This window comes from Azospirillum brasilense (assembly GCF_022023855.1).
GTDB classification, from domain to species: domain Bacteria; phylum Pseudomonadota; class Alphaproteobacteria; order Azospirillales; family Azospirillaceae; genus Azospirillum; species Azospirillum brasilense_F.
On record NZ_CP059452.1, the window covers coordinates 538,571 to 556,382 of the forward strand.

Sequence of the window (17,812 nt, forward strand, 5' to 3'; positions counted from 1 at the left end):
TACCGGTGGGAGGGGCTTTTCCTGTCCGCCGTCAATCTCCATCCTTCCGCTGCTCCGCCGGCTTCTCCGCGCGGGTCAGGTTGAAGGCGGTGTTGATCAGCGCGATGTGCGAGAAGGCCTGCGGGAAGTTGCCGACCAGCCGCTTCGCCGTCGTGTCGTACTCCTCCGACAGCAGACCCAGATCGTTGCGCAGGGCGAGCAACCTGTTGAACAGCGCCTCGGCCTCGGCCTGACGCCCCTGGAGCACATAGACGTCGGCCAGCCAGAAGGAGCAGGCGAGAAACACCCCCTCCCCGTCGGGAAGCCCGTCGTCGGTTCTCTCCATCCGGTAGCGCATGACAAGGCCGTCCTGAAGCAGTTCCCGCTCGATGGCGGCGACGGTGCCCTGGATGCGGGGATCGTCCACCGGCAGGAAGCCGAGCATCGGCAGCATCAGCAGCGCCGCGTCGACGTGGCTGGCGCCGTAATGCTGGATGAAGCTGTTCCGCTCCTTCGAATAGCCTTTGGCACAGACATCGTCGAAAATGGCTTGGCGCAACGCTTTCCAGCGGTCCAAAGGCGCGTCCAGGCCGAACCTCTCCGCACTCTTCACCATACGGTCCACGGCGACCCAGGCCATCACCTTGGAATGGGTGAAATGCCGTGCGCCGCCGCGCACCTCCCAGATGCCTTCGTCGGGCTGGTCCCACACCGATTCCATATGGTCGAGCAAGGCGCACTGGACCTGCCAGGCTTCCGGCCTGATCTCGATGCCGCGCATCCGCGCCTGATGCGCCGCGTCCATCATCTCGCCATAGACGTCGAGCTGGAGCTGGGGGGCCGCGGCGTTGCCGACGCGGACCGGGCTTGCCCCCTCGTAGCCCGGCAGCCAGGGCACCTCCCATTCCAGCAGGCGCCGTTCGCCGGCGATGCCGTACATGATCTGGATCTGCTGGGGGCTGCCGGCGATGGTGCGCAGGCCCCAGTCGCGCCAGTCCAGCGCCTCCTGGAGATAGCCGGCGTTCATCAGCGCCAGCAGGGTCAGGGTGGCGTCGCGCAGCCAGCAATAGCGGTAGTCCCAGTTCCGCACCCCGCCGAGCTGTTCGGGAAGGGACGTGGTCGGCGCCGCGACGATGCCGCCGGTCGGGCGGTAGGTCAGCGCCTTCAGCGTGACCAGCGAGCGCACCACCGCGTCCCGCCAGAGGCCGCTGTAGGCGCAACGCCCGCTCCACTCCGCCCAGAAGCGCTCGGTCTCCATCAGCGCCTGCTCGGCATCGACCGGCTCCGGCAGCGGCAAGTGCGAGGGGGAATAGATCATCACGAAGCTGATGCTCTCGCCCTCCGCCACGGTGAAATCCGCAACGGTGCTCATGTCCTCGCCGTGGATCGGGGCGCTGGTGTGGAGGACGACCATGTCCGGTCCGGCGATGGCGCGCAGGGTGTGCGGGCCGATCCGCGTCACCCATGGCACGACGTGCCCGTAGCCGAAGCGGAGCGTCAGGTCCATCCGCATGGCGACGCACCCGCGCTTCCCACGCAGAATACGCACCACGTCCGACGCCTCGCCGCGCGGCGGCATGAAGTCGATCATGGTGACGGCACCCTCCGCCGTCTCGAACTCCGTCTCCAGTATCAGGCTGTCGCCGCGGTAGCGCCGGCTCGTGCGGGCGTCGGGATCGCTCGGGCGCAGCAGCCAGCGCCCGTTCTCCGGCGTGCCCAGCAGTGCTGCGAAGCAGGCGTCGGAATCGAAGCGGGGCCAGCACAGCCAGTCGATGGAACCTTCGGCGGACAACAGGGCTGCGGTCTCGCAGTCTCCCAAAAGGGCGTAATCCTCAATGCGGGAGGCCATGGCACGCTCTCGAACGATTGGGGGTGCCTTTGGGCAACGGCCTGTGACCGCTCCGGTTCCCTCCGAACGAGAACCGGAAGCGACGAAGGTCGATCGTCCGGTTTGACGATTCTGGCTGCCGGACCCGCGTGTTAGCGTTTTCGCCCATCGTTGCAGGACGACGCATCGAGGCCACCATGGATACCGGACGCGCCCCGCCCCGGCGGCATGCCCGCCACCCTGCCCGCCTTGCGGCGGCATTCCTGCTCGCCGGTCTCCCGATGATGGCGACGGGAGCGGAGCCCCCCACCGTCTCGCTGCGGCCCGGCGCCGACATCCAGACGGCGGTGGACCGCCATCCCCCCGGCACGCGCTTCCGGCTGGAGGCCGGCATCCATCGTTTGCAGTCCATCGTTCCCCAAGAACGGCAACCGGTTCGAGGGCGCCCCTGGCGCGGTGTTGAGCGGAGCGCGCCGGCTCACCGCCTTCGTCCACCGCGGCTCCATCTGGGTCGCTCGCGGGCAGACGCAGGAGGGCCGGGTCAACGCGGCGGAGTTCTGTCGCTCCGGCTTTCCCCGCTGCGCCCGCCCGGAGGACCTGTTCATCGACGACACGCCGATGCTGCATGTCGACAGCCGGTCCGCCGTCGGGCCGGGGCGCTGGTTCTTCGACTACGACGCCGACGAGATCGTGATCGGCGACGATCCCACCGGGCGGCGGGTGGAAACCAGCGTCACCGCCCGCGCCTTCGGCGGAACCGCGTCGGGCGTCGTCATCCAGAATCTGACCATCGAGAAATACGCCGCCCCCATCCAGGCCGCCGCCGTGGACGCGGAGTTCGGCCCCGGCTGGACCGTCCGCAGCAGCGTCCTGCGCCTGAACCACGGCGTCGGAGTCAACGCCGGCAACGGCAGCCGTATCCTCGACAACCGCATCCTCGACAATGGCCACGCCGGCTTTTCCGGATCGGGAACGGACTTTCTGATCGCCGGCAACGAGATCGCCCGCAACGGCTATGCCGGCGTCGATTTCCATTGGGAGGGCGGCGGCGGCAAGATCACCGAATCCGGCGGCGGCGGACTCATCCGCGGCAATTGCGTCCACGACAATGTGGGTGCCGGAATCTGGGCCGACATCGATGTGCACCGGTTGGTGATCGAGGACAATCTGGTCTTCGGCAACGCCGACAACGGCATCACCTACGAGATCAGCTACGACGGGGTGATCCGCAACAACCGGGTCGCCGACAACGGGCAGCGCGGCCAGGGCTGGTTCTGGGGCGCCCAGATCCTGATCTCCAGCGCGCGGGGCGTGAGGGTCTACGGCAACGACATCGACGTGCCGAACGGCTACGGCAATGCGGTGACGGTGGTGTCCCAGGACCGCGCCCCCTACACCCCCGCCGTCGGCAACGAGATCTTCGACAACCGCATCGTCATCCGCAACGCCGACGCGCGGGTCGGCGCCGTCACCGACGTGGACGCCGACAACGCCGTGGTCGCCGCCGGGAACCGGCTTTACGGCAACCGCTACCATCTGGCGGACCTGAAGGAGCGAATCTGGTTCTGGAACGACGCGGAGGCCGACTGGAACGCCATCCGCGCCCAAGGTCAGGAAGTGGGCGGTGTCGTCAACGCCGGCATTCCACAGAAGACGCCGCTGGGCTGCCCTTCCATGGCCCCAACGGACAATGTTCGATGATCTTTCCTTCCCCCAACTCTTCCATAAAGAGAAAGAGCCAACCAAGTCATCACGCGGAGGTTCCTCTGCCACTGTTACAGTTTTGAAAAAGTTACTAATTTGGGGGTACTTTGCGGATATCCGCGCACAGTATTATGATCTTGTTTGCGATTGACGGTCAAAAGCGGCTGCGATGTTATTGGATCGAAGCGGTCGTCCAGACCTCTTGCAGCATCGCCTCCGCGCTCGATCCGTTTCCATTGATCGAATAGGGCCAAAGTCTTCGCGCCGGTGATGTCGGCGGCGACGTTGGCGACGATCCTGGGCGGTTCCCTGCGGCGGCGTGTCCATGGCGTGTGGCTGAGGGAGATTTTGTATGTTGCCGTGCAAAGACGGAACGCGCCTGCCCAACGCCTTCCGCCGCGCCCCATCGGTCACGTCCTTCGCATCCAACCACATCCTGGCCGCCACGCGCCTGACCGCCGCCCCGATGAACGACTCCGGCTCGTTCGGGTCCTATTACCGAATGTCCGGGGGAGCGCGGCCGCTGGGGGAGGAGCAGAGCGTCACCGCCATCCTGCACGACGAAACGCCGCTGACGCGGGAAAGCCTGTCCACCAGCCTCAACCTGTGCGGACGGGGAGTGCGGGTGCTGACGGCGGCATCCCTTGCCGACCTGGAAAGCGTGGTGCGGCGGGACGGAGCGCCGGATGTGGCTCTGGCCAATTTCAGCGGGCGGCTCGCTTCCGATCCGGATTTCCGGCCGAGGCTGGCCGAACTGCTCGCCGTCCTGGACGGCATCCCGCTCATCATGCTGTCGGATTCCGACGAGACCTCGACGGCGCTGGAGGCTATCCGCCAGGGTGCGCACGGCTACATTTCCACCACCGTCGGCCTGACCATGGCGTTGGAGGCGATCCGTCTGGTCGCGGCGGGTGGCATCTTCGTTCCGGCACCCATCCTGCACCGGTTGATCATCGACCAAGCCGGGTTGACGGACCCGATGCTTCACGCCGCCTTATCCGTCCCGGAGCCCACAGCCAACGGCAAGCCTCATCTGACGCAACTGACACCGCGTCAACTCTCCGTCCTGGAATGCCTTCAGGAGGGCAAGCCGAACAAGGTCATCGCCCACGAATTGGGAATGCGGGAAAGCACCGTGAAAGTGCATGTCCGGAACATCCTGCGGCGGCTCGGCGCCACCAACCGGACGGAAGCGGTCTGCCGCGTCATGCGCGAAGACAACTGAGCGCAACACAAAAGAACGGCGCGGCGGGATCCCGCACCGTTCCATCACGGGACCGACCGATCAGGGCTGGTTCGATTCCAGGACCGTGCCGCGGGACAGATGGGCGTGCGCCATGAAGGCGGCCTCCGTCCGGTTGGTGGCGCCCAGCTTCTTCAGCACGTTGCGCACATGGGCCTTGGCGGTGTTCTCGCACATGCCCAGCATGTAGGCGATCAGCTTGTTCGACTTGCCCTCCCGCATGCAGGTCAGCACGGCCATTTCCCGCGGCGTCAGCCCGCCGATCCGGTCCGTCGCCGGCAGGGAAGCGCCCGGCGGCGGGGTCTGCGGAACGGCGATGCCGCCCGGCACCGGCGCGATCAGCGATTGCAGGGAGGTGGCCGGCACGAAGGTTCCCCCCGCGGCGACCAGCCGGATCGCCTCCAGCATGACTCCCAGCCCGAGGTTGGGCACGATGTAGCCGCGTACGCCGAGGCGCAGGCTTTCCAGGATCATCCCGCCGTCGTCGCGGTCCGAAATGAGCACCAGCGGCACCGGCAGGCAGGCCGACACCGCGTCACGGATAGCCGCGCACAGACCGTCGTTCAGGCCCATCTGCGCACCGATGTTGCACAACACGACCTCCGTCCGTCCGTCCCGCGCCAGGACTCCCGCGGCGTCCCTCAGCGAGGCCACCGATCGCACGGTCATGTCCTGGCACAGCGTGCCGAGGCCGAGCGAAAAGCAATCCCGAGTGAGGCTGTTCGGGTCCGCCAGGACCACCGAAATCCCTGGGGCGATCCCTGGAGCGATCCCCGATTGCTGCTTGATGTCCGTCGTCATCCGCTCCCCCTTTTGGTTAAACGCCATTTTTCGCACCCTTCAAACCGGGGCAGCAGGCCTCAGCCCACCCTCGTCGGCAAAAGGGCTTCAATTTTCGGGTGAGCGCGTCCGCTCGCGGATACTCGGAAAGATTTTACTTTCTTCATTTTCAGCGCCTTTCCCTGCCGACCAGATGGATTGTTTGTGTTGGAAGATCATCAGGAATGCTTGCGCGGTTTGCATTTGATGCTTTCAACGTTACCAGAACATCCGGTCCGGTAAATACGCACTTCGATGAAGGGTTGTGACCGGTCGACGTTTTATTCCGTACCTATTCCGGCGCCCATGGCGCCTCTCCTCGCAGGGCGCGTACGCCTTTGTGAGGATGGGAGCGGCGTGGCGTGCTTATGCGACCCTATCCCGCAGCCGGGACGAGGCAAGCCACCATCCACCTCCTTCTGCTTTGCGACCAAAAGAACAGGCCCGAATGGCACAAGTCGGGGAACAGCGCCCTCTGACCAATGGAAAGGCCACAAGGACCAGACGGTGCGCTTCCGGATGGTGATCATCGAAACCTCTCCTGAAGACACAGGATTCAAACGAAAATACTTCAAATAGGAGGTAAAGGCGAAGTCCGACGTAGTTATTCCTGCGCGGGATTGACGTTGACGATTGCTTGGGTGCAGCGCAGCATAAGGCCAGGAAAACGGGGTCGGGAGATAGGCTTCATGGGATCGAGCGGGAAGGCGGTTTCATCGCCCCGCGCCGCCGCGCGCGGCCCGGGTCCGATGAACGGACGCCGGGCCATAGCGGCCCTTCTTCTGGACGAAACGCCGTTGACCCGTGAAAGCCTGTCCACTGGCCTCAGCCTGCGTGACCCGAGCCTGCAAATGCGGACCGCGGCATCGCTGGGTGAGGCGAAGGCGATGCTCGCCGCCGGAACGCCACCCGCCGTCGTGCTGTGCAACGTCGTCAGCCTGACTCCGCCGAACGGCAGCGTCCTGGCGACGTTGCGCAACGTTGCCGGCGCCTTCGGCGGCACGCCGCTGGTCGTTCTGTCCGACGGGGAAGAAGCGGACCTGCCGTTGGAAGCCAGCCGACTGGGCGTGCGGGGGTGTCTGCCGACCAGCGTCGGCCTCGCCGTCGCACAGGAGGCTCTGCGTCTGGTCGCGGGCGGCGGCACCTTCTTCCCCTCCCCCTTCCTCCACCGCCTGATGCAGCATTGCGAGGCGGCGGCGGACGAACCGCCCGCGCCGCCCGGCGGAGCGGCGCTGACCGCGCGTCAGCGTGGCGTTCTGCAACGGCTGCGCGAGGGGAAATCGAACCGCGTCATCGCGCAGGAGTTGGGGATCAGCGAGAACACGGCGAAGGTTCATGTGCGCGGAATCCTGCGGGCGCTGGGCGCCTCCAACCGCGCCGAGGCCGTGCGCAAGGCGTGGCAACCCGCCGAGCCTGCTGTTCCGCAACCGCTCAGCCAGGATCGGCGCCGGGATCGGGACTGACCGTACCGCCGCCGTGGATCAGCCGCAGGGCGGCGATCACCTCGGCCAGCGGCATCCGTCCGCTCAGCACCCCACGCAGACCGAGGCGCGCCGCCGCCGCTGTCACCGCCGCGCCGGGCCGGTCGGCCAGAACAGCCACGGGGGGATGGGGCCCGCCTCCCGACAGCGCATCCAGAAGTTGGCCGACGCCGCCCTTGGCCGGATCGGCGCGCCCGATGCTCACCAGAACCACGTCGGCGCCGCGCAGGACGGCGGGAAGGTCGGCCAGCGCCGCGGTGCTGCGCCGGTGGCTGACCGCCACGTCCGGCGCGAAGGCGTTGATGGCGGCGGCGAGGCTTTCACCGAATAGAGAGCGGTCGTCGATCAGCAACACGGCAATCGGTGTCCGCCCGCCGGTCCGCCCGTCCGGTTGCGGAGGAACGGCGCCGCCCCGCGCGCCGGAGGGCGCACGGGGCATGAACTCTTGACGGATGCCGGCCAGCGCGTCCAAGCCAATCATGGCTGTGTCTTTCGGAATCGGGAGATCCCAGCCGGCCCCCGCGCGGGGCCGCCGCCGCCGGGGCGGGGACGGCCCGTTCAAGGCGCCGGTGCGTGACCGGAGTCGGCGGGCGTCGCGCCCGCGTCAATCAGCCAGGTCGGAGGCGGCTGCAGCAAGCTGCCCGGAGAAGGGAAGGACACAGGAGTCCGCCGCGAAGCCATTGCTGAGGAGCATGGCCTCCGCCGCCTTGCGCCGCTTCGCCGCGTCGGGCCGCGCGTCGCGCCGCCCAACGGAGCAATAGTGGAAACCCGCCGCCGCCATGGCCGCCGGGGCATAGACGTTGCGCAGATCGACCATCACCGGGCGGCGCATCAGGCTGCGGACGCGGCCCAGATCCAGCGCGCGGAACTCGTTCCATTCCGTCAGAATGGCGACGCAGTCGGCCTCGGCGAGCGGGGCGTAGGCGTCGTCATGCCAGACCACGCCGGGCAGCAGATGGCGCCCCTCCTCCATGCCGGCGGGGTCGTAGACGTGAACCGTGGCGCCTGCCTCCTGAAGCAGCGGGATGATCTCCAGGCTCGCCGCCTCGCGCATGTCGTTGGTGTCGGGCTTGAAGGTGATGCCCAGCACGGCGATCCGCTTGCCCGCCGCGTCCGGCCCGCAGGCCTGGAGGATCCGCCCGGCCATCAACCGCTTGCGCGCCCGGTTCACGTCCACCACCGTTTCGATCAGCCGCACCGGCGCACCGTGCTGCCGCCCGGTGCGCACCAGCGCCTCGGTGTCCTTGGGGAAGCAGGACCCGCCGAAGCCCGGCCCGGCGTTCAGGAAGGGCCGCCCGATGCGCGCGTCCATCCCCATGCCCGCCGCCACGTCCTGCACGTCGGCCCCCACCCGCTCGCACAGGTCGGCCACCTCGTTGATGAAGGTGATCTTGAAGGCGAGGAAGGCGTTGGCCGAGTATTTCGTCAGTTCCGCCGTCTCGATGCCGGTGCGCACGAAGGGCGTCCCGGCCCGGATCAGCGGCTGGTAGAGGGCGTCCATCACCGCCCGCGCCCGGTCGGAGTCCGCGCCGATCACCACCCGGTCGGGCTGCATGAAGTCGCCGATGGCCGAGCCTTCGCGCAGGAATTCCGGGTTGGACACCACGTCGAACTCGGCGCGCGGGTTGATGTCCCTCACGATGGCGGCGACTTGGCGCCCGGTGCCGACCGGCACGGTCGATTTGGTGACGATGACGGTGTAGCGGGACATGGTCCGCGCGATCTCCGCCGCCGCGGCGTGGACGTAGGTCAGGTCGGCCCCGCCGTCGCCGGGGCGGGAGGGCGTGCCGACCGCGATCAGCACCACGTCCGCCCCCTCCATGGCGACCGCGAGGTCGGAGGTGAAGGACAGACGGTCCGCCGCCATGTTGCGCGCCACGAGGACGTCGAGACCGGGCTCGTAGATGGGAATCTCGCCGCCCCTCAGGCGCCGGATTTTCGTTTCGTCCTTGTCCACACAGCACACGTCGATGCCGAATTCGGCAAAGCAGGCGCCGGACACGAGACCGACATAGCCGGTCCCCACAACAGCGATCCGCATCATTCCACTCCTGTTGCTTGATGGCGTTGCCGAAGCCATCCCTGGCCGGCTCGAAAGTTGGCCGTCAGGCCACGGCGCGCTCCGCCATGCCGTTCGCTTGCCCGCTCTCGCGCAGCGCCCAGCGCACGGTTTCCGCCAGCCCCTGCTCCAGCCGCGTGCGCGGCGTCCAGCCGAGCACCGACCCGGCGTAGGTCACGTCCGCCTGCACGCTGCGCTGCTCGCCCGGACGTTCGGGGTGGTAGAGCACGGGATGGTCCGCCCGCGTCCGGCCGAGCGCTCCCAGCGCGAGGTCGGCCAGTTCGCTGATGCTGGTCTGCCGCCCGCTGCCGAGGTTGAAGATCTTCCCATGGCTGGTCGGGTTGTCGAGCGCGCCGACCCAGGCGTCCACCACGTCGTCGATGAAGACGAAATCGCGGGTCTGTTTGCCGTCGCCGTAGATGCGGATCGGCTCGCCGCGGATGATGTTGCCCAGGAAGATGCCCAGCACCCCCTGGTAGGGGTTGTCCACCGCCTGCCGCGGCCCGTAGACGTTGTACATGCGGAAGGAGGTGACGGCCAGACCGCCCGGCAGGTCGGGCCGGGCCGCGGTCAGATGCACGTAGCGTTCGCCCGCGTATTTCGTCACCCCGTAATAGGACACCGGGGAGCAGGGCGTATCCTCCGGCGTCGGCACCACATCGGCGTTGCCGTAGGCGCTCATCGAACTGGCGTAGAGAAGGCGCTTCACCCCGCGCTCCACGCACTGCTGGAGAACGTTCACCGTCCCCTCCACGTTGGTGCGCAGGTCGCCGACCGGGTTGCTGAAGGCGCGGATGATCGACACCTGCCCGGCGATGTGGATCACCGCGTCGGGCACCGCCTCGAACGCCTTGTCGAGGTCAGCGGGGTTGGTGACGTCGCCGCGGATGTAGCGCACCTCCGGCGGCACGTTGGAGCGCAGCCCGGTGGACTCGTTGTCGATCACCGTCACCCGGTGGCCGAGCGACACGAGGCGGTGCGTGATGTGGGAGCCGATGAATCCGGCCCCGCCCGTTACAAGCACGTTCATTGGTTCCTCCACCGCACAGGGATCGGGTTACGCGCTGAGGGCGATGCGGCCCGGTTCCAACTGGGTCTGGTCCGTCGGCAGGCCGTTCTGAGCGAGATAGCGTTCCGCCCAGTCCCACAGGCGGCGGATGCCGGTGTCGCGGTCCACCTGCGGGCGCCAGCCGAGGACCTGCTCGGCCTTGCGGATGTCGCTGACGTAGCAGGGCTGGTCGCCGGGCCGCCAGTCGGAGAAGTCGGCCTCCACCGGCGCGCCGCGCAGGGTGGACAGCATCTCCCCGAACTCGCGCCAGACCGAGATGGTGTTCTCCGGCCCACCGCCGATGTTGAAGACCTGCCCGCGGCTGACCTCGATCTTCTCGGTGGCGAGGCGGAAGGCGCGCACGAGGTCCTCGACGAACAGCACGTCGCGCACCTGCATGCCGTCGCCGTAGATGTGGATGGGCCGCCCGCTCAGCGCCGAGATGATGAAATGCGCGACCCAGCCCTGGTCCTCGTTGCCGAACTGGCGTGGGCCGTAGATGCAGCTCATCCGGAAGACGACGGTCGGCAGGTCGTAGATGCGGGCGTAGTCGCGCACATACTGGTCCGCCGCTCCCTTGGAGCAGCCGTAGGGTGAATGGAAGTCCAGCGGCTCCGCCTCCGAGACGCCGAGCGGGCGGTCGACGAAGCGGTAGCGGCTGCCGGTCTGCTCCACCGCCACATGCTCCAGCCCGCCATAGACCTTGTTGGTCGAGGTGAAGACCACCTTCGGCGGAGTCTTCATGCGGCGGGCCGCCTCCAGCACGTTGAAGGTGCCGAGTGCGTTGATGTCGAAGTCGGTGCGCGGGTCGTCCAGCGACGAGGTCACCGCGACCTGCCCGGCGAGGTGGTAGACCTCCTCCGCCCCGGCCATGCAGGATTTGACGGCGGCGAAGTCGCGCACGTCGGCCTTCATGAAGGTCAGGCGGGAGCCGGCGTTGAGGGTTTGCAGCCACGCCGCGTTCCGCTCGCTGCCCGGCCGCAGCAGGGCGTCCAGGACGACGACGTCGCGCCCGTCATCCAGCAGGTTCTTGACCAGATTGCAGCCGACGAAGCCGGCCCCGCCGGTCACGAGCGTCTTGCCTTCCATAGGTGTCTTCTCCATTGCTGCGGCTTTTACCGGTTGGGCAGGGGATGTTGGGCAGGGGTTCAGGCGGCCTTGAGGACGGCGGCGCCCGCCGGGCGGCGGACCACCGCCTCGTAGAGCCGGTGGGTGTCGGCGGCGGCGGCGGCCCAGTCGAAGCGCTGGGTGGCGCGCAGGCGGCCGTGGCGGCCCATCCGCGCCCGCCGCTCGGGGTCAACGGCCAGCTGCTCGACGGCAGCGCGCAGGGCCAGCGGGTCGCCCGGCTCCACGATCACCGCGCAGCCGTCGTCGACCTGATGCGGGATGCCGCCGACCCGGGTCGTCACAACCGGAACACCGAAGGCCATCGCCTCCAGGATCACGTTGGGGAAGGTGTCGGCCAGGGTCGGGAAGACGAACAGGTCGGAGCGGCGGAACATGGCGGCGACCTCCGTCTCGGCCAGATTGCCGGTGAGGTGGATGGTCTGGCCCGGCCCGCAGCGGCGCTGGTAGGCTTCGTAATCGACGAAGTCCCGCTTCTCGCCGCCGACGATCAGGCGGAACGGCATCGACAGCCCTACGAAGGCGTCGAGCAGCACGCCCAGCCCCTTGTTGGCCGTGTGGTTGGCCAGGAAGAAGGCGGTGACGGGGCCGCCATCCTCCTCCCGCTCCGGGATGCCGAACCTCTGGTGGATGTCCTGGTCAGCCGGGGTCGGGGCGCCCCAGTCGTTCGGGCGATCGACGCCGTAGGGAATGACGGCGATGTCGTCCCCCGTGAAGCCGAAGCCGCGGACGATCGGCAGGTCGACCGGCGAGATCGCGCAGATCGCCGCGGCGTTGCGGACGACGTAGCGGACGGGGCGGTCGATCAGCAGGTCCCAGGCCAGCCGCCGCGCCGCGTCCATGCGCCGGAAAGCCGCCGGGTTGCCGATCTCCACGAAGCCGTGGGTGGACACCACGTAGGGCACGCCCTTCGCCACGCAGGCGCGGGCCACCCGCATCATCTCCAGCGCCGGGATCGGGTTGTGGATGTGCACCAGATCGTAGGAGCCGTGGCGGATCAGCGCCGGGATGCTCGACTGGTAGAACAGGGTCTTCGCGCGGTTGGGCAGGACGGAGTCGAGCCCGGCGAAGGGGCTGGAGGTCCGCACCGCGATCCGTTCGCCCGGCTTGGTGAGGTCCATCGGGACCCGGCTCGCCATGCCCATGTTCGCGATGTCGATGCGGTCATGCGCCTGCAGCGCAACGCTCAGCTTCTCCGCCGCCTTGCTGGCGCCGCTGACCGCCAGATGCGGCGGCACGACGATCGCCGACAGGATCTTCAGGCTCATCGCAGGAATCCTCGACTGTCATGGAAGCGCGGACCGCATCGGTCGCGGTTCATGGCGCTGTCCCCAGGTCGCTCAAGAAAATCTGCCGATGCATGGCCGTTTCATTTTAAAACCGGCGCTACACAATCACAGCATCGGAAGACGTTTCATTTTTAATAACGGCTCTTTTATTTGGCAACCGCCAAACAACCATCACCGTCTAACCAAATCGAAGCTCTCCTTTCGGACGCCGTGCCTGGCCGCTGCGGACCAGCGGCATCTGCACCGCCTGACAGGCCAGAAGGAACAGGAAAGCCGGGTTCAGCATGACGTAGCGCCGCCACAGCCGCCGCGGTTCGGTGGACAGCCGGAACAGCCATTCCAGGCCGGAATTCTGCATCCACATCGGCGCCTGAGGCTGTTTCCCGGCGATGAAGTCGAAGGCCGCGCCCACCGCGATCAGCGGCATCGACAGCGCGGCCTTGTGCTCGTAGACCCAGGTTTCCTGGCGCGGGCAGCCCAGCCCGACGAAGACGATGCGGGCGCCGGACTCGATGATCTCGCGGTCGACCGCCGCGCGCTCCTCGGCGCTCAGCGTGCGGAAGGCGGAGGGGCGGGCGCCGGCGATGATCAGGCCGGGGAAGCGCTCCATCAGCGCCGTGGTCAGCGTGTCGAGCAGCCCCGCCGTGGCGCCGTAGAGGTAGATGGGAAGCCCCCGCGCCGCGGCCGCCGCACAGGTGCGCAGCATCAGGTTCGGGCCGTAGACGCGGTCCGGCAGGGCGGCGCCGTGCAGCCGGTTCAGCGCCCAGCGCACCGGCTGGCCGTCCGGAGTCACGAGGTCGATGGCGTTCAGGCGGTAGCGGTGCTCGGGGTCGAGCGCGCCCGTCATTACCCCGTGAACGGCGAGCGCGCTGACCGCGAAGGGCTTTTGCTGTTCCGCCGCGTCGATGATGGCGCGCACGCCGGCCTCGTAATCGACGGCGTTGACGTAGACGCCGAGCACTTCCTTTTTCCCATGGTCGATCATGCCACGGCCTCCACGCGCCAGCGGCGCCGATTGCTGTCGTGAATGTCGGTGAGGATGTTGCGCACATCGTGCCGGATGTCCCAGGACGGGTAGTGGGAGCGGAACCGGTCGAGCGAGCTGACCCACCAGATGTGGTCGCCGATGCGGTTGGCTTCCTTGAAGGCTAGATCCATCGGGCGCCCGGTGATCTCCTCGCACAGCGCCACCGCCTCCAGGATGGAGCAGTTGCTCGCCCGTCCGCCGCCGATGTTGTAGACCTCGGCGCTGCGCGGCGCGTCGTAGAACGCCTGGAAGGCGGCGATCAGGTCGTTGCTGTGGATGTTGTCGCGGACCTGCTTGCCCTTGTAGCCGATCACGTCGTAGCGGGCGCCGGTGACGGCGCAGCGCATCAGATAGGCCAGGAAGCCGTGAAGCTGCGTCGGCGAATGGTTCGGCCCGGTCAGGCAGCCGCCGCGGAAGCACACCGTCTTCATCCCGAAATAGCGGCCGTACTCCTGGACCAGAACATCGGCGGCCACCTTGGAGGCGCCGAACAGGCTGTGCAGGGTGGCGTCGATCGACATGTCCTCGGCGATGCCGCCGGCGTAGCGGTGGGACGGGTCGATCTCGTAGCGGGTCTCCGTCTCGATCAGCGGCAGGCGGTTCGGCGTGTCGCCGTAGACCTTGTTGGTCGAGGTGAAGATGAACACGGTGTCCGGGCAATGCCGCCGCGCCGCCTCCAGCAGGTTCAGCGTGCCGTTGGCGTTCACCGAGAAATCCATCTGCGGGTCGCGCGCCGCCCAGTCGTGCGAGGGCTGGGCCGCCGTGTGGATGATCAGCGAGATGGCGGACCCATGCCGCTCGAACAGCGCGTCGATGGCCGTGGCGTCGCGGATGTCGACGGCGTGGTGGCGGTAGCGCTGGCGCAGCGTCTGCTCCAGAGTCTGGCGCTGCCACGCGGTCGATGCCTCGTCGCCGAAGAAGGTGCGCCTCATGTCGTTGTCGATGCCGACGACGTCCATTCCCAGCGCACCGAAATGCAGGCAACTCTCCGACCCGATCAATCCGCAGGAACCGGTGACAAGGGCGACGGACATGACGTCTAACTCCTTCGCGGTTTGTTTGTTGGTTCAGCAGGGAGGTTCGTCAGTAGGCGTTGCGGTCCCAGAAAAGGAGGAGGGCGGTGCGCACCATGATCTCGGCGTCCAGCCCCAGGGACCAGTTGTCGACGTAGTAGAGGTCGTGTTCGACGCGGCGGGCGGCGGTGTGGAGGTTGTCGATCTCGCCACGCAGCCCGTTCACCTGCGCCCATCCGGTGATTCCGGGGCGGACGCGGTGGCGGCAGGCGTAGTTCTCCACCGCCTCGTGGTACAGTACGTCCCCGGCCTTCATGGCGACGGGATGGGGCCGCGGCCCGACGATGGACATGTCGCCGCGCAGAACATTGAAGAGCTGCGGAAGCTCGTCGATGCTGGTGCGGCGCAGGAAGCGCCCGACGCGCGTCACCCGCGGATCGTTGCGCACCGTCCGCTGCGCGCCCGTTTGGTCGCCGCGGTCGGTGTGCATCGTGCGGAACTTCCAGATCTCGAATTCCTCGTTGTTGAAGCCGAAGCGCTTCTGGCGGAACAGCACCGGGCCGCGGCTTTCCAGCTTGATCGCCGCCGCGGCCAGCAGCAGGACCGGGGCCAGCGCCGCCAGCGCCGCGCCGCCGATCAGCAGGTCCTCCGACCGCTTCAGCACGCCGCGCCAGCCGGCCAGCGGGTGATGGATGACGCCGAGCAGCGGAACGCCCGCCGTCGCATCGACCGACAGGCCCGCGGTGCGGGCGATCAGCCGGTGCGGCAGCAGGCGGACGTCCACCGCGAGGACGCGCAGCCGTTCCAGAATGTCGGTGATTTCGGCCTCGGCGCTCCAGGGCAGGGCCACCACCACGAGGTCGATGCGGTTCTTGCGCACCTGTTCGACCAGCCCGGTCACGCCTCCCAGCACCGGCACCCCGGCCAGCCGGGCGGTGGCCAGGGGCGGAGCGTTCACGGATGACGGCCGGTCCGCCGCGGTGGACACCGCGCCGACCACCTGATAGCCCGCCCCCTCCGTGCGCTGGAGCCGGTCCAACCATTCGAGAGCCAGATCGTTGGTGCCGACCAGCAGGGTCCGCTGCCGCAAACCGCCGGCCAGATTCCAGTCGCGCGCCAGCCGGAGGAACAGGCTGCGCAGCGCGGTCAGCCCGAACAGGCCGAGCCCGTACCACAGCCACAACGTCCCCGCCGCCGCCGTGTCCAGCCGCCGCAGATCCCCCGTCACGCCGAGCATGAGGACGAGCACCAGGAAGGCCGCCGTCCAGGCCCCGAACAGCGGCCCTGCGTGCGAACCGATGGTCCGCCGCACCGCCTTGGGACGTAGGTTGCGGTAGCAGCCCGCGCTGTAGAAGCACATCAGCGACAGCACGGCCAGCGGGCCGACCGCGGCGTTGAAAACGCCCGCGAAAGCATGAACGGCGTCTGTGAACAGGGCCGGATCGGCGGGAGCGGCCCGCAGCACACGGGCGGCGATGCCCTCCGCCGCTAGTCCCGTCCCGACGACCACCAGCGCGTCCGCGGCCACCAGCCCACACAGCAGGGCGGGGGCGGAGGCCGCCGCGGCGACCGGCGAGACGGAGTCCGGGCGCGGGCCCTGGAAGGCCATCCCCACGCGTGCGCCGTAGTCCGGCTTCGCCGAGCTGTCTCGTGAAGGGAGTTCGAACATCCGCCGTTTCCTGTTGGCCCATTCCCTGCCGCCGCACCCCAGCGATGCGGCGGCGCTGCCGGCTGCGTCGCCGCGCTCAGAAATAGGTCTTGGCGAAATAGGCGATGGTGCGCTCCAGCCCCTCTTCGAGCGGCACGTGCGGCATCCATTTCAGGTAGGCGTGGGCCTTGGTGATGTCCGGCTTGCGCTGCCGCGGATCGTCCTGGGGCAGCGGGTGCCGCTCGACCCGGGAGCGCGATCCAGTCATCCGGATGACGGTCTCCGCCAGCTCCAGAATGGTGAACTCGCCGGGGTTGCCGAGGTTGATCGGGCCGGTCACCGTCCCGTCCGTCTCCATCAGCCGGTGCAGCCCCTCGACCAGATCGTCAACGTAGCAGAAGGACCGCGTCTGCGACCCGTCGCCATAGATCGTGATCGGATCGCCCTTGAGCGCCTGGACGATGAAGTTCGACACCACGCGCCCGTCGTTCGGATTCATGCGCGGCCCGTAGGTGTTGAAGATGCGCGCGACCTTGATCGGGACCTTGTGCTGCCGGTTGTAGTCGAAGAACAGCGTCTCGGCGCAGCGCTTGCCCTCGTCGTAGCAGGCGCGCGGCCCGATGGGATTGACGTTGCCCCAATAGTCCTCGCGCTGCGGGTGGACGAAGGGGTCGCCGTAGACCTCGCTGGTCGAGGCCTGGAGGATCGTCGCCTTCACCCGCTTGGCCAGCCCCAGCATGTTGATGGCGCCGTGCACCGACGTCTTGGTCGTCTGCACCGGATCGAACTGGTAATGCACCGGCGAGGCCGGGCAGGCGAGGTTGTAGATCTTGTCGACCTCGACATAGAGGGGAAAGGTGATGTCGTGGCGCACCGCCTCGAACTTCGGGTTGTCCAGCAGATGCGCAATATTCGAACGCGATCCCGTGAAATAATTGTCGACGCACAGGACCTCTTTCCCGGCGGCCAGAAGACGCTCGCACAGGTGCGATCCGATGAACCCGGCGCCACCTGTCACAAGAACGCGCTCAGTCGTGGACGTCATTGAGCCTCTCCATGGAGTTGACCGGGGGAATTCGACCAGGCAGCGGCCGCACGCGGAGATATCGCGCCAAACCGCTTCCACGATTATTTTAAAATCCGACGACGATTCGCAGCATTTCGCCACACGATACGGAGCAACACTCAGCCCCTTACGTGGGAATGCACGGCCATGTCTGGAATTGAGCGGCGTTTTGAAGCCTGAACCGGCTCCGCTTCACCCGGCAAACTGTGACCGGCGCGGAGTTGACCGTCAAACACGCGGACGGGGTATCGGATATGATTATTTATGACGGTCGTCGTCGTAAGCACAGCGACGGATGGCCCTTCTTTTTTTCAATTGTTGCGTGGCCCTATTCACGATAATCGGAGTCTGTCCGGTAACGGTTGCAGCAGCGGAACATCACTGTCTATTTGGCCCATCCATTCGGACCTGGTCTTTAAAAGGTGTCCGAATTTTTGGTTATCTCCAAGGAAAACAAAAGGCCGCAGTGCGTCCTTTTGCAAC

Annotated in this window: 14 protein-coding genes; 3 read left to right on the forward strand and 11 right to left on the reverse strand. The window is 67.4% G+C overall.

The features are described from left to right. Positions 1-31: 31 nt before the first annotated feature. Positions 32-1,828, reverse strand: a complete 1,797-nt coding sequence (locus tag H1Q64_RS28905) for a glycoside hydrolase family 15 protein (protein ID WP_237907321.1) — start codon at positions 1,826-1,828, stop codon at positions 32-34. Between the two features lie 438 nt (positions 1,829-2,266). Here H1Q64_RS28905 and H1Q64_RS28910 point away from each other — a divergent pair, with 438 nt between their 5' ends. After that, positions 2,267-3,508, forward strand: a complete 1,242-nt coding sequence (locus H1Q64_RS28910; RefSeq protein ID WP_237907322.1) for a right-handed parallel beta-helix repeat-containing protein — start codon at positions 2,267-2,269, stop codon at positions 3,506-3,508. Between the two features lie 355 nt (positions 3,509-3,863). Further along, a complete protein-coding gene (locus H1Q64_RS28915) occupies positions 3,864-4,736 on the forward strand; it encodes a response regulator transcription factor (protein WP_237907323.1) in 873 nt (290 codons plus the stop codon). Positions 4,737-4,796: 60 nt separating this feature from the next. Here H1Q64_RS28915 and H1Q64_RS28920 read toward each other — a convergent pair whose 3' ends face one another. Then, positions 4,797-5,555, reverse strand: coding sequence for a response regulator transcription factor (locus tag H1Q64_RS28920; protein ID WP_237907324.1), 759 nt, complete (start codon positions 5,553-5,555; stop codon positions 4,797-4,799). Between the two features lie 815 nt (positions 5,556-6,370). Here H1Q64_RS28920 and H1Q64_RS28925 point away from each other — a divergent pair. Then, positions 6,371-7,036, forward strand: coding sequence for a response regulator transcription factor (locus H1Q64_RS28925; RefSeq protein WP_237907325.1), 666 nt, complete (start codon positions 6,371-6,373; stop codon positions 7,034-7,036). Here H1Q64_RS28925 and H1Q64_RS28930 read toward each other — a convergent pair. The 9 genes from H1Q64_RS28930 to H1Q64_RS28970 all read right to left on the reverse strand — a co-directional run bounded on the left by H1Q64_RS28930 (position 7,005) and on the right by H1Q64_RS28970 (position 17,308). Then, a complete protein-coding gene (locus H1Q64_RS28930) occupies positions 7,005-7,535 on the reverse strand; it encodes a DNA-binding response regulator (protein WP_237907326.1) in 531 nt (176 codons plus the stop codon). The genes H1Q64_RS28925 and H1Q64_RS28930 overlap by 32 nt on opposite strands. Positions 7,536-7,658: 123 nt before the next feature. Then, entirely contained in the window at positions 7,659-9,095 is a 1,437-nt protein-coding gene (locus tag H1Q64_RS28935; RefSeq protein ID WP_237907327.1) for a UDP-glucose dehydrogenase family protein, read from the reverse strand. Between the two features lie 64 nt (positions 9,096-9,159). Further along, positions 9,160-10,143: an NAD-dependent epimerase/dehydratase family protein gene (locus H1Q64_RS28940; RefSeq protein ID WP_237907328.1), complete on the reverse strand. Its 984-nt coding sequence runs from the start codon at positions 10,141-10,143 to the stop codon at positions 9,160-9,162. A gap of 27 nt (positions 10,144-10,170) precedes the next feature. Next, the gene (locus tag H1Q64_RS28945) at positions 10,171-11,250 is read right to left on the reverse strand and encodes a GDP-mannose 4,6-dehydratase (RefSeq protein ID WP_237907329.1); all 1,080 of its coding nucleotides are present in this window, start codon (positions 11,248-11,250) and stop codon (positions 10,171-10,173) included. A 59-nt stretch (positions 11,251-11,309) separates the two neighbouring features. Beyond that, positions 11,310-12,554, reverse strand: coding sequence for a glycosyltransferase family 4 protein (locus H1Q64_RS28950; protein WP_237907330.1), 1,245 nt, complete (start codon positions 12,552-12,554; stop codon positions 11,310-11,312). Between the two features lie 199 nt (positions 12,555-12,753). After that, positions 12,754-13,560 (reverse strand): WecB/TagA/CpsF family glycosyltransferase, encoded by an 807-nt coding sequence (locus tag H1Q64_RS28955; protein ID WP_237907331.1) that lies wholly within the window; start codon positions 13,558-13,560, stop codon positions 12,754-12,756. Continuing rightward, positions 13,557-14,636, reverse strand: coding sequence for an NAD-dependent epimerase/dehydratase family protein (locus H1Q64_RS28960; protein ID WP_237907332.1), 1,080 nt, complete (start codon positions 14,634-14,636; stop codon positions 13,557-13,559). The genes H1Q64_RS28955 and H1Q64_RS28960 overlap by 4 nt, the downstream gene beginning before the upstream one ends. Positions 14,637-14,685: 49 nt before the next feature. Next, positions 14,686-16,284, reverse strand: a complete 1,599-nt coding sequence (locus H1Q64_RS28965; RefSeq protein ID WP_237907333.1) for an undecaprenyl-phosphate glucose phosphotransferase — start codon at positions 16,282-16,284, stop codon at positions 14,686-14,688. Between the two features lie 76 nt (positions 16,285-16,360). Next, positions 16,361-17,308 carry a UDP-glucuronic acid decarboxylase family protein gene (locus tag H1Q64_RS28970; RefSeq protein WP_237907334.1) on the reverse strand — a complete coding sequence of 316 codons (948 nt, stop codon included), beginning with the start codon at positions 17,306-17,308 and terminating at the stop codon, positions 16,361-16,363. Between the last annotated feature and the right edge of the window lie 504 nt (positions 17,309-17,812).

What these genes read in the sequence shown, in the direction of transcription:
- H1Q64_RS28915 (WP_237907323.1), top strand. Translation starts at nt 3,864, where the DNA reads ATGTTGCCGTGCAAAGACGGAACGCGCCTGCCCAACGCCTTCCGCCGC.
- H1Q64_RS28960 (WP_237907332.1), bottom strand. Translation starts at nt 14,636, where the DNA reads ATGTCCGTCGCCCTTGTCACCGGTTCCTGCGGATTGATCGGGTCGGAG.
- H1Q64_RS28945 (WP_237907329.1), bottom strand. Translation starts at nt 11,250, where the DNA reads ATGGAAGGCAAGACGCTCGTGACCGGCGGGGCCGGCTTCGTCGGCTGC.
- H1Q64_RS28905 (WP_237907321.1), bottom strand. Translation starts at nt 1,828, where the DNA reads ATGGCCTCCCGCATTGAGGATTACGCCCTTTTGGGAGACTGCGAGACC.
- H1Q64_RS28950 (WP_237907330.1), bottom strand. Translation starts at nt 12,554, where the DNA reads ATGAGCCTGAAGATCCTGTCGGCGATCGTCGTGCCGCCGCATCTGGCG.
- H1Q64_RS28970 (WP_237907334.1), bottom strand. Translation starts at nt 17,308, where the DNA reads ATGACGTCCACGACTGAGCGCGTTCTTGTGACAGGTGGCGCCGGGTTC.
- H1Q64_RS28930 (WP_237907326.1), bottom strand. Translation starts at nt 7,535, where the DNA reads ATGATTGGCTTGGACGCGCTGGCCGGCATCCGTCAAGAGTTCATGCCC.
- H1Q64_RS28920 (WP_237907324.1), bottom strand. Translation starts at nt 5,555, where the DNA reads ATGACGACGGACATCAAGCAGCAATCGGGGATCGCTCCAGGGATCGCC.
- H1Q64_RS28965 (WP_237907333.1), bottom strand. Translation starts at nt 16,284, where the DNA reads ATGTTCGAACTCCCTTCACGAGACAGCTCGGCGAAGCCGGACTACGGC.
- H1Q64_RS28955 (WP_237907331.1), bottom strand. Translation starts at nt 13,560, where the DNA reads ATGATCGACCATGGGAAAAAGGAAGTGCTCGGCGTCTACGTCAACGCC.
- H1Q64_RS28940 (WP_237907328.1), bottom strand. Translation starts at nt 10,143, where the DNA reads ATGAACGTGCTTGTAACGGGCGGGGCCGGATTCATCGGCTCCCACATC.
- H1Q64_RS28935 (WP_237907327.1), bottom strand. Translation starts at nt 9,095, where the DNA reads ATGCGGATCGCTGTTGTGGGGACCGGCTATGTCGGTCTCGTGTCCGGC.